The following is an 11,102-nucleotide window of genomic DNA, read 5'->3' on the forward strand; positions in this document are numbered from 1 at the left end:
ATGGGATTGAGAAAGGGCTGTCACAACTCTCGACAACACACCTGCCACACCCGATGCTTCTCGATGCCATCAACGGGCCAACCCGCGACGCCGGACCGGGGGGACCGGCGCCTGCCCCGAATTCCCCTACGGAGGAGCCGTGATACGACGCAGAACCCTGCTGGCCGCAGCAGGGGGTACGTTCCTCGGCAGCGCCCTCGCGACGGGCACCGCGCACGCGGACGCCACGATCGCCGTCAACCCCTCGACCACGTACGGCACCTGGGAGGGCTGGGGCACCTCCCTCGCCTGGTGGGCCAACGTCTTCGGCGCCCGGGACGACTTCGCGGACCTCTTCTTCACCACCAAGTCGGTGACGTACAACGGCCGTTCCCTCCCCGGCCTGGGCCTCAACATCGCCCGCTACAACCTCGGCGCGTCCAGCTGGAACAGCGTGGGCGGCGAGACGATGGTCAAGTCGCCCAACATCCCCGGCTTCAAGCAGATCGAGGGCTTCTGGCAGGACTGGAACAACGAGGACCCCACCTCCTCGGCCTGGAAGTGGTCGGCGGACGCCAACCAGCGCGCGATGCTGATGAAGGCGACCCAGCGAGGCGCGATCACCGAACTCTTCGCCAACTCCCCCATGTGGTGGATGTGCGCGAACCACAACCCCTCGGGCGCCGCGAACGGCGGCAACAACCTCCAGACCTGGAACTACCGCCAGCACGCCTCCCACCTGGCGGCGACGGCCCTCTACGCCCGCAACAACTGGGGCGTGAACTTCGCGACGGTCGACCCCTTCAACGAGCCGGCCTCCACCTGGTGGACCGCGACCGGCACCCAGGAGGGCTGCCACATGGACCCGGCGGTCCAGGCGGCGGTACTCCCCTACATGCGCACCGAGTTGGACAAGCGCGGCCTGACGAACATCCGCATCGCCGCATCGGACGAGACGAACTACGACACCGCCCGCTCCACCTGGTCGTCCTTCGACTCCGCCACGAAAGCCCTGGTCTCGCAGGTCAACGTGCACGGCTACCAGGGCTCCGGCGGCCGCCGCGACCTCCTCTACACGGACGTGGTGACGACCTCCCGCAAGAAACTGTGGAACTCCGAGACGGGCGACAGCGACGGCACGGGCCTCACCCTGGCGTCGAACCTCTGCTACGACTTCCGCTGGCTGCACCCCACCGCGTGGTGCTACTGGCAGGTAATGGACCCGTCGACGGGCTGGGCGATGATCGCCTACGACGCGAACACGCTCCAGCCGACGACGGTCCAGACGAAGCACTACGTACTGGCCCAGTTCAGCCGCCACATCCGCCCCGGCATGACCATCCTGGACACGGGGGTGAGCTACGCAGTGGCGGCCTACGACGCGACAGCCCGCCGCCTGGTCCTGGTAGCGGTCAACACCTCCACCTCCGCCCAGACCCTCACCTTCGACCTCTCCCGCTTCTCCACGGTGACGGGCGGCTCGGGAGGCGCGGTCCCCCGCTGGAACACGGTGACGACGGGCGGCGGCGACCTCTACACACCGCACTCGGACCTCCGCCTGAACGGAAAGTCGGTAAGCGTCCCCTTCGCGGCGAAGTCGCTCCAGACACTCCAGATAGACGGAGTGACGTCGTAGGCCGGCGTCGGCGTAAGCCGGCATCGACGTAGACCGCATCGACGTAGACCGCATCGGCGTAGGCCGGCATCGGCACGGCAGCGCTTCGGGGCGAACCGTGAAGCCGGGGTGGGGCGAGCGGGGGAAATCGGGAGGCCGGATGGTCTGGCCTGCGCATCTCTCACGCTCGTCACCTCCCGGCAGTACGGTGTCCCCCATGCGCCCCGACACGCCTGCCGAGAACGTCGACCACACCGCCGAGGCGGCACGCCTGGAGCGGACCGCCGGCCTTTACCCCGAGGACGCCGAGGCCCTGCTGCTGCGCGCCGCGGCCCATCTGGAAGTCTCCGGCGACCGCCCCGAGGCCACGACTCTCTACGACCGCTTGCTGTCCTCCACCGACACCCTGGAGAACCCCCACCTGGTCCGTGCCCTGAAGGCCTCGAACCTCTGGGAGTACGGCCACGAGGCCGAGGCCAGAGCGATCATCGAGGGCGTCCGGGCGGCCTCCCCGAGAGACCCGGCCCCCTGGGTGATCGTCGCGGAGGCCCTGGAGCACCACGACGAGTTGGAAGCAGCGCACGACACGTTCACGGAGGCCGTCCGCCACCTCCTGACCGACGTCCCGCAGCCCCCGCAGCCGACCCACCCCCTCCTCTTCGGCCGCCACCGGGTCCGCCGCATGCTGGGCACGCCCCACGACGAGTGGGACGCCCTGGCCGACTCGGTCCACTCCCTCCCCGTCTCCCTCGACGAACTCCACGACCCGAAGCGCGTCTGGTCCCTGGGCTCGGAGAACCCGGCAGAACTGGAAGCGGAGATCCTCCGCCTCCGAGCGGAACTGGGCGCCTACCGCGAGGCCCTCTCCCGCCCGTTCCCGGTGGCGATCCTCCACTGGCCGGCGACGGAGCTCACGGAACTCCTGGAGGCCTATCCGACGCTCGCCTCGGAATACCCCTCCCACGAGATCCACCTCGCGACCATAGAGTCCGCCCTACGGGAACTGGCCTCCTCGGGCACCCCGAACCTGGGCATCGTCACCGGCACGGTCCCCTCCTACGAGGCCTTCGCCGCCTCGGAACTCTCCTCCCCGTCCGACCCCACCCTGCTCCCCCAGTACGCGACGACCCTGGCAGCCCGGGGCCGCGCGGTGGCCTGGCCCCCGCAGCAGGAATCGGCTTGCTGGTGCGGCTCGGGCCAGCCCTACGCCCAGTGCCACGGCACGGCCGCAGCCTGAGGAAGACCGGCGACCACGGCAGAATGCGCCACCCTCTCACGGGGCAAAATGGACGTATGACCACCAAAGCACTCCTGGACGGCGGACCGGACGATCTGACAGGCAAGATCGTCCCGGTCACCCCGCCCGGCCAAGAACTCAAGATCCCCCACCACGGCGGCTACGAGCACTACAAGGTCACGACCCGCCACGAGGAGACGGAGGAGGGCTCGGCAACGGTGTACCGCTGGTGGGAACGGACGGAGGTCGCGGAGTAGCGGGGCCGCACACCAAGACGGACCCCGGGGCGCACCGCCCGATACCCACAAGCCCCACCCGCCACCCCTAGCCACACCAGGCCCGCCAGCCGTCACCGCCAGTCACCGACAGCCACTCAGGCCCGACCACCACCGCCTGCCACCTGGCCTGCCCGCCAGCCGCCGAGACGACCCGGCGTGCGCCGAAAACCCGCCGCGAACCGTCTCCGCCCGGGCCGAACAGCCTCCAGCACCGCCACCCACCTCCGACCTCCGCTTCCCCGGGCCGCCCGCTCACTTCTCTCCCGTGCTGGAGCGGCCCGGGTCAAGGGAGAGCCCGAAGGGCAATCGGCGCAGCCGACGCGGAACGCAGCGCAGCGGAGTGAAGCGCCCTTGAGGCGGGCCGCGGAGGCACGACACTGGCCGGGAAGCGGGCGTTCTGACAGCTGGAAATGATCAGTTTTTGCAACGAGTCCCTCACGCGTCGATGCTTACTGTTAGAACAGATCGAGATCGCCATGAGTGATCGTGCGCGCACAGAATGATGGGGCAGGGGAAAGCAAATGTCGGGTCAGCCATCCACCGTCAGTGCCCTGTGTGATCAACTCGACCAAAGACGGCGGACAGCGGTGATCGACCATGACGACATGCATGCGTGAGGCTCGACGACAGTGAATGACATGACGCCTTCCTCTCCAGGCGTCTCGGCCCGCATGAGCAGGCAGGCGAGCAAGGACACAGCTGTCGAACTGGCCGTGCGGCGACTGCTGCACGCGGCCGGGCTGCGCTACCGCGTGGAGTATCCCGTGCCGGGCTTGCCCCGACGGCGTATCGATGTGGCCTTCCCCCGAGCGAAGGTCGCGGTCCTCATCGACGGTTGCTTCTGGCACGGCTGCCCTCAGCACGCCACCCATCCGAAGGCCAACGCGGAGTGGTGGCGCACCAAGCTGGCCCGGAACATGGCCCGCGACAAGGAGACGAACGAGCATCTCCTTGCCGCGGGATGGACGGTGCTGCGGTTCTGGGAGCACATGCCGGCAGAAGAGGTCGCGGCGACGGTACGTGCGGCCGTGGGCCAGGAGAAACAGGATCGGGACCAGCGGAAACAGAGGGCGCGAGAGCAAGGTCACAGGAGGAACTGAGGGGGATCGGATGAATGACCGACTTGATCTCGTGGACGTTTGTTCCGGCGCGGGCGGGTTGGCGTCAGGGCTGGAAAGTGCGGGCTTCTCACCGGTGCTCTTACTCGAGAACAAGCCCCAGGCCTGCCAAACACTTCTGGCCAACCGGCCTGACTGGAAGGTCGTTTGTGAGGACCTCGTCGACTTCCTCCCGGAGGAGCACCCGGAAAGCCTGGACGTCCATCTCCTGTCGGCCGGCCTGCCGCGAGTGAAGTCCTCCGCTGCGGTGGCACGTTCGGACAGCGACCAGGAACTTCGACTTCTCACCGCCACGGTTTATCTGGTCCACTCGATCCAGCCGCGGGCCCTGCTACTGGAAAACCTGCCTGCTCTCGTCGAGTCTCCGGCGTACGCCCGCGTCCGCGAATTCGTCGAGGCCGAACTGGAGCATCTCGGCTACCGGTTTTGCTGGTTTGTGCTTAACGCGGCGGATTTCGGGGTGCCACAGGAACGCAGACAGGGAATTCTCGTGGCTCTCAAGAAGCAATGGTTTCACGCCTTCACCCCACCCGAACCGACGGTGGGCGAGCATGTCCCGGTCGGTCGGGCGCTGCGCCGATCCATGGGAGCCCGGGGCTGGCGCGACGCCGACGTCTGGGCGTCCCAAGCGTCGGCCGTGGCACCCACTCTGGTCGGCGGCTCGGACAATCGTGGCGGCGCGGATCTCGGACCGTCCGGTACGAAACGGGCCTGGGCGCGGATGGGAGTGAACGCCGGCGCGCTGGCCGACGATGTGCCGGGGCCAGAGTACGTGTGGCCGCGCTCGGACGATCCGGCACAGATGGTGAAGCTCACGGTCGACCAGGCAGCCCTCCTGCAGTCGTTCCCCCCGGAATGGTGCTTCACGGGTCGAAAGACGGCCCGGTACCGGCAGATCGGTCATGCCACTCCTCCACCAGTGGGCAAGGCACTGGGTGCTTCCATCGCGACCGCTCTGCGTTCCTCCGACTCCGTGTAGGCAAGAGGTGCCGTACACACCCCTGCGCGCCGGCTACACTTCACGCCCATGAGCCACATCGAAAACGAACCCTGCTCACCTGCACGTTTCCGCATTATTGACCTGTTTGCGGGCCCGGGTGGGTTGGATGTGGCAGCAAAGGCTCTGGGGTACGAGGCGACCGGCATCGAATGGGACGCCGGAGCCTGCGCCACCCGCAGGGCGGCGGGGTTGGACACGTTCCAGGGCGATGTCCGACGCTATCGCGCAGCCTTCTTCCCACATGCCCAGGTACTGACCGGTGGGCCTCCTTGCCAGACATTCACCGTCGCCGGACACGGGGCGGGACGCAGGGCGCTGGACGAGGTGCTCCAGTACATCGAGCGCTTGCACCAGGCTGTACATCCCGCGAACGCCCAGGACTGGACACAGATTTTCCGAACCTGGCGAAAGATCTCCGAGAAACTCAGGCTGAGGGAACTCGAGGCGAAGGAGGTCAAGGCCGAGAAGCGGACGGTCGAGGAGCTCAGAGCTCTGAAGCGCAAGGCGTTGAAGAGCAGGCTGGAGCAGCTGGGGATCTCCGCAGTTGACATCAAAAGTGCGCTGAAGAAACTCAAGTCTCCGCAGAGTCTCGACGAGTTCTCGGATGACGAGCTCACAAATTTGCTGAGGGATTACGGCAGTCTGAACGACCAGCTCGACAAGTTGAAGGACAGGCTGGAGGACTTGGGTGACGAACGGACGGGACTCGTCCTGCAACCTCTTTGGTGGGTGATCGAGCGGAGCAAGCGCCCCGGCTCGAAGCCGTACGAGGCCGTCGTCCTGGAACAGGTGCCCGCGGTGATGCGGGTGTGGGAGGAGTACGCCAAGGTACTCGCCTCCCTCGGCTATCGAACCGGCACCCAGTTGATGCATACCGAGGCCTTCGGGGTTCCGCAAACCCGGCGGCGCGCGGTTCTGATGGCACGTCTCGATCCGGCTGCCGCCGGCAACGCGCTTCGTCCGGATTGCCTGCCGAAGGTGAAGGAGACCCACGAGCGCTACCAGCCAGGAGGCCGGCAGCCGAGGGCAGGTCAAGCGGACCCGCTTCCCTTCGACACCAAGAAGAAAGCCGACGATGAGCCGGAGACGTGGGTCTCCATGGAAAAAGCGCTCAAAAAAGCACGGGCGATCCAGCCCGCTCTGCCCCGTCGCCCCGCTTTCACCGTCATTTCGAACTACGGGACCGGCGGTGTCCCCGAGGCGCGCGGCCGACGCGATCATGACGTCCCGTCCGCCACGATCACCGGGAAGGTGTCACGTAACCGCGTGGTCGAGAAGGACACCGGCGAGGACCTCGACCGCTTCACCCCTGCCGAGGCAGGGGTGCTCCAGACGTTCCCCGTCAAGTACCCCTGGAGTGGCAACGACGTGTCGCAGCAGATCGGCAATGCTGTGCCACCCAGGCTCGCCCTGCACGTGTTGCGGCACGTGCTCGAACCCGATCTGAGCCAGGCCGAGGCCAAGACAAGGCTGAAGGAGGCTGCCGCGCGCCTGGAATCCTGGAAGAAACCCGAAAGGCCGTTGCAGATCCGTCAGCACGGTTGGTGGGAGGGCCACCCGCTCACGGGCAAGTGACCGCTCCCAGTCAGTCCTGCTGCTACCGGCCCCTGACCGGGGCCGTCTCGAAGAGATCGGCGAAGTAGTCGGTGAGTGCCGCCACCGACTCCTCCGGGACGGGCTCCTCGTCGGGCCCGTCAGGCAGGGAGTGTCGCGGTACAGGGGGCGCGGACTCGGCCTCCACGACCCACTGACGCAACACCTCGGGATCCCTTGGCTCGTCCGGGGCCAGCACGTCGTAGACCAAGGTCGCTCCGGCGGCGTTGACCGCCGTCATGAGTCCCTCGATGTCACGCCCGGTGGAGGCGACGCCGCGTTCCAAGACGCGTACCAGAGCCAGGGCAGTGGGACGGTGGTCGATCAGAGCCCGCTTCAGGGCGGAGTGGATCAGATCCTGGTTGGCACAGGCCGTCACAACCGGTGAATAGTCCTTGCCGTTACGGAACATCTCCGCCGCCCACCACAAACGCGAGAAGCACTGTCGGTCGGGTGCTCCGCTGAAGCGGGCGCGGCTGATGCGCGGCTCCCTCCGATCCGATGCGGGCGCCGACAGGTGCCGCCAGGCCACGTAGTCCGGAGCGACGGCCAGAGCGAGATGGTTCCAGATCCTGCGGTCCGCTGCCTCCCGCCGTGTGAGGCGAAGGGTGGCGTGCAACCTGGGTGCGAGCCAGGCGTCGGCCTTTGTTCGATCGTCCCGGAACTCGTGCATCGCGTCCTCCACGAGTTCCCTGACCGGTTCGACCTCCCACCGGGCATCGTCCTCCGGCAGTGGTTCGACGACTTTGGCGAGATCGACGCCTCCATGACCCAGGACCCCTTTGAGCAGGTCTTCCGTGAGGAACGGGTCGGCCGCCGTCGCGGACAACAGCGCGAGCTGCCGGGGAAGATGATGCGGCTTCTCGATCATGCTCCGTCCCCTCGGTTCATCTGCTGAAGTCCACGCAGGGCGTTGGCGAGCGCCTTGCTCGCTCCGGCCCGCCGCACTGCGGCGTAGTGGATGCGAGTCTGAAGTTCCACCCATCCCGCATCGCCGGTACGACGGCGGTGGACCTGCCCCAGTGCCTCCTCGACATGGACGCCCGGGATCACGTCGGGCAGCATCTCCCGAAGCACTTCGCCCTGCCAATCGGTCGGGAAAACCGGTGAGCCGTCGGATTCGACTTCCAGATCGCCCACAGAGCTGTGGAACACCGCGGTCCAGACATCGGTGGCCATCTGTGAGATCAGCATCTCGTGGACCTTGTTCTCGATGCCTCCGCTTGCGCTGCCCAACAGGTCGGAGAGGCCCTCGATGTCCGTGTTGACCAGCACCGTCGGCAGCCGGCCCGAGGCATCCACGATCCAGGGTGCGTCGGAGTAGGCGTGCAGCCACTCCCGTGCGCTCTTGGAGAAACTCAACTGCTTCACATCGAGGCGCAGGCCACCGAGCGGCTCCTCGGCAGCCACGTCGACGGTCCAGTCGTCATCGGTCTCGGCGATCGCTCGACCGGGCACGTCGTCGACGGTGGCGACGGCATGGACGGCCAGAGTGGCTCGGCCCACGTGATCGTCGCGGAACACCTCGATGCTGCCGGACCAGTCCTTGCTCCCCGGAGCGTCCTGTCGTAGTTCGACGGCGGTTCGCACATTGGTCTCGCCGTCGGTGAGCACGGCCAGGACGCGCAGGTCGCTCCAGGGGGCATCGGGCTCGTTGGCACCCGGAGGCAGAGTGGCGGACAGACCGATCCTGGCTGACACCCAGTCCTCGTGCTGCGCCACGCCGAGGGCCACGGTCCGCTGCGGGACGGAGTACGCCGATGTGTCGAGGTGGTCTCGGGAACCGTCGGGCAGTTTCAGGGAAGCTGAGGTCGCGCGGAGGGCGATCGGGCGATTGAGCCGCTTGTAAGCGTAGAACTTCATGCCTCATTCCCCCTTGCCGACGCGAAGTTCGAGAACCAGCCGTGTGAGCGCTGTACGGACCGGGTGACCGGCGACATCGGTGGAGCCCCGGAAGACGGCTCGCCGCGCCCGAGGCATGAAGCGGAGCACACCGTCGTCCACCTCACAGCCGTCCACGGCGACGAGTTCCGCCCAGTCGAGCTTCGGACGGGAGCCAGACCGTACGTCGAGCAGCACCACCGGTGTCATGGCGGGCAGTTCGCCAGCCCGTGGCAACTTCACTTCGGCGGTGATCTGCCATTCCCCGCCCGCGCCGATGGTGGCGTCGAGTCCGTCCAGCTCCGGGAGAGCGGGCCCGGAGTTGCGCCTGGATCCGGTCTTGCGAGGCACGGTGAGTGCCTTTCGCAGCTTCGTTCCCTCCTGGCTGCCGGACCGCTTCGGCCTGGCGACCAGTTCTTTCACGGCGGCGTTGACATCGGTGGTCAATCTGGCGATGCGATGGTGCGCGGTGTGCGACCAGCGGAGGGTCAACTCCTCGGTCTGCCCCCATCGATCGTGCTCGGGGGGCTCGGCCGCTCGCAGAAACTCTTCGGCCTCCTCGGAGAAGGGGACTGCCTCTCCCGCCGCCTGGCCCGCGAGGAGCACGGCTTGGAAGGCGTTGACCCCCAAGGGCAGGCCGGCGACTCCGGACTTCTTGATGGTCATTCGATTGCCGCGCAGCGAGTGGACCTGGTTCGAGATGCCGTCCGCGTCCTCTGCGTCCGTCACCAGAAGTACGGCGGGGTGCGTGCCGAGCGTGCCACGGCGGCCGCCGGAGAGCGGCAGCCGGAGGGGGACCGTGCGGAGAGCTACCTGACCGGACTCGGTGAGGCGGTCCACGGTCGTTCCGTCGTAGAAGGCACGCAGCGCTCGGGACCGAGAGGGCTGGTGAACGGTGGGGTCCACCTTCTCCTCCTCTATGAGGACCTCGCCGTTGCGCCGTGTCTCGACCGATGCCTCCAGGAGCGGAAGTCGACTCCCGCCACCGGTCATCGCTGCCCAGAAGTCCCGTCCCAGTGCCTCGACCAGCCGTCGGTGCATCGCTCGGATGTCTCGTGTTCCGTCGTCCCGCACGTCCTCGTCGTCGGCGTCCAGGTCGACTGGGCTCTGCTCGAGGCTTGCCACATCATGAGCACCGACGATGAGGAAGGACGTGCCCGGCTCGTCGCCGTCACGCGTCAGGTAGAGGCGATCGACCGTCTCCTCGTCGGCCCACCAGGAGCGAGCCACCTCCGCACCCTGGGAATCCGGGTCGGGGCGCCCCAGCCAGGCAGGCCCGGCGTACTGGCGGCCCTTCACGGAACGCCACGGAAGCTCGAGTCGTCCGATGACACGGTGCTCGGTTCGCCCCTCGTGGGGTACGGAAAGGGTGGAATTGATCAGGACCAAGCCGAGCGCGCTGGTGGCCCACAAGGTCGCCTTGCCGAGGCCATAGGAACCGCCCGCCGTCCGCCCCGACTTGAGGCTCTCGAGCTGGCGCCGGACCACAGCTGCGAACTTGCCGTCGTCGTAGTCGTCGCCCGTGAGACCCGAGGCGTTGTAGTCGTCGACCCGGAGGAGGACCAAGCGGCCCTTCTCGAACATGTCGCGAACACCGGCGTCCACGACGCGTCCGACCTTCTGCTGAGCAGCCGACTCCGAGACCGCCGTGTAATGCGGGTGGAGTTCGTCCCAGAGGATGGCCTGACGGAAAGCGTCCAGGTGCCCTCCGGTGAGCTCATGCAGGGTGTAACGCACGCGGACCGGGCGACCGTTTTCCGTGAGGCGCTCGTCGAGGCTGTTCTGGCAGGTCTCGCGCGCCAGCACGCCCACGTCGGCATCGAAGGCGAACGCCGCGGCGTTGCCCAACTCCCGCCCGCCGTCGGCGTGCCCCGGGCGGTGGTACCAACCCACGGGCAGGCCGGCCAAGGTGTCGGTGGTGCGTGTGTGCACCGTGGCGAGATCGGTGTTCAGAGCCTGGGCGATCCGTTCGATCGTCTCCGGCCTGGGTGTGGCTCGCCCGGTGATCCATGCGGAAACCGCCGCTCGCGTCACGTCCACCGTCTCGGCCAGCTGTGTCTGGGTCATCCGCGCCAGCTTCAACTGCCGTGACAACCACGGGCCGAAGTCCTCACCTGTTTCCACGGTCACGCTCCGGTTCCGGCTCGTTCCTACGACGTCGCCACCCTACCCCTGCGGTTGACACAACGAGCAACTGTCAAAGGGTGTTTGACTCCGACAGGGGCACACCCTGTGGATCATTCGTCACCTTGGACCGATCCACCCTCTACGCCCCTTTTGCTATGGCCAAAGATTCGAGTACTTGTCGTCGGAATGCGGACCGAAAAACTCCGCTTCCCACCTCAACAGGCCACAGGAACAGGGCTCTTGCGCACGGCGATTCGAATCGGCTAGCGTCTTT

At 67.2% G+C, this 11,102-nt stretch carries 9 protein-coding genes; 6 read left to right on the top strand and 3 right to left on the bottom strand.

The features are described 5' to 3' along the window. The first annotated feature begins 139 nt into the window (after positions 1-139). The 6 genes from ABEA82_RS04050 (at position 140) to ABEA82_RS04075 (ending at position 6,802) form a co-directional block, all read left to right on the top strand. Positions 140-1,615: a glycoside hydrolase gene (locus ABEA82_RS04050; RefSeq protein WP_345659941.1), complete on the top strand. Its 1,476-nt coding sequence runs from the start codon at positions 140-142 to the stop codon at positions 1,613-1,615. Between the two features lie 196 nt (positions 1,616-1,811). Then, the gene (locus tag ABEA82_RS04055) at positions 1,812-2,831 is read left to right on the top strand and encodes an SEC-C domain-containing protein (RefSeq protein WP_345659942.1); all 1,020 of its coding nucleotides are present in this window, start codon (positions 1,812-1,814) and stop codon (positions 2,829-2,831) included. A 56-nt stretch (positions 2,832-2,887) separates the two neighbouring features. Then, a complete protein-coding gene (locus tag ABEA82_RS04060; protein ID WP_345659943.1) occupies positions 2,888-3,088 on the top strand; it encodes a DUF5988 family protein in 201 nt (66 codons plus the stop codon). Between the two features lie 692 nt (positions 3,089-3,780). Further along, on the top strand, positions 3,781-4,209 hold the full coding sequence (locus ABEA82_RS04065; protein WP_345660118.1) for a very short patch repair endonuclease: 429 nt from the start codon (positions 3,781-3,783) through the stop codon (positions 4,207-4,209). A gap of 10 nt (positions 4,210-4,219) precedes the next feature. Further along, complete coding sequence (locus ABEA82_RS04070) at positions 4,220-5,206, top strand: DNA cytosine methyltransferase (RefSeq protein ID WP_345659944.1); 987 nt, start codon at positions 4,220-4,222, stop codon at positions 5,204-5,206. Positions 5,207-5,254: 48 nt separating this feature from the next. Continuing rightward, entirely contained in the window at positions 5,255-6,802 is a 1,548-nt protein-coding gene (locus tag ABEA82_RS04075) for a DNA cytosine methyltransferase (protein ID WP_345659945.1), read from the top strand. Positions 6,803-6,824: 22 nt separating this feature from the next. Here the strand turns inward: ABEA82_RS04075 and ABEA82_RS04080 are convergent, their stop codons facing one another. From ABEA82_RS04080 to ABEA82_RS04090, 3 genes are read right to left on the bottom strand one after another with little or no spacing between them, the layout of a single operon-like run. Next, positions 6,825-7,691, bottom strand: a complete 867-nt coding sequence (locus tag ABEA82_RS04080) for a DUF6339 family protein (protein ID WP_345659946.1) — start codon at positions 7,689-7,691, stop codon at positions 6,825-6,827. After that, positions 7,688-8,683 (bottom strand): hypothetical protein, encoded by a 996-nt coding sequence (locus tag ABEA82_RS04085; RefSeq protein ID WP_345659947.1) that lies wholly within the window; start codon positions 8,681-8,683, stop codon positions 7,688-7,690. Before ABEA82_RS04085 ends, ABEA82_RS04080 begins: the two co-directional genes overlap by 4 nt. Positions 8,684-8,686: 3 nt before the next feature. Further along, entirely contained in the window at positions 8,687-10,768 is a 2,082-nt protein-coding gene (locus ABEA82_RS04090) for a helix-turn-helix transcriptional regulator (protein WP_425588477.1), read from the bottom strand. Between the last annotated feature and the right edge of the window lie 334 nt (positions 10,769-11,102).

Origin of the sequence: Streptomyces venetus (assembly GCF_039540295.1) — a bacterium.
Lineage (GTDB): Bacteria > Actinomycetota > Actinomycetes > Streptomycetales > Streptomycetaceae > Streptomyces > Streptomyces venetus.

Coding starts and splice junctions, on each gene's coding strand:
- ABEA82_RS04055 (WP_345659942.1), top strand. CDS start 1,812: ATGCGCCCCGACACGCCTGCCGAGAACGTCGACCACACCGCCGAGGCG.
- ABEA82_RS04060 (WP_345659943.1), top strand. CDS start 2,888: ATGACCACCAAAGCACTCCTGGACGGCGGACCGGACGATCTGACAGGC.
- ABEA82_RS04065 (WP_345660118.1), top strand. CDS start 3,781: ATGAGCAGGCAGGCGAGCAAGGACACAGCTGTCGAACTGGCCGTGCGG.
- ABEA82_RS04070 (WP_345659944.1), top strand. CDS start 4,220: ATGAATGACCGACTTGATCTCGTGGACGTTTGTTCCGGCGCGGGCGGG.
- ABEA82_RS04075 (WP_345659945.1), top strand. CDS start 5,255: ATGAGCCACATCGAAAACGAACCCTGCTCACCTGCACGTTTCCGCATT.
- ABEA82_RS04080 (WP_345659946.1), bottom strand. CDS start 7,691: ATGATCGAGAAGCCGCATCATCTTCCCCGGCAGCTCGCGCTGTTGTCC.
- ABEA82_RS04085 (WP_345659947.1), bottom strand. CDS start 8,683: ATGAAGTTCTACGCTTACAAGCGGCTCAATCGCCCGATCGCCCTCCGC.
- ABEA82_RS04090 (WP_425588477.1), bottom strand. CDS start 10,768: ATGACCCAGACACAGCTGGCCGAGACGGTGGACGTGACGCGAGCGGCG.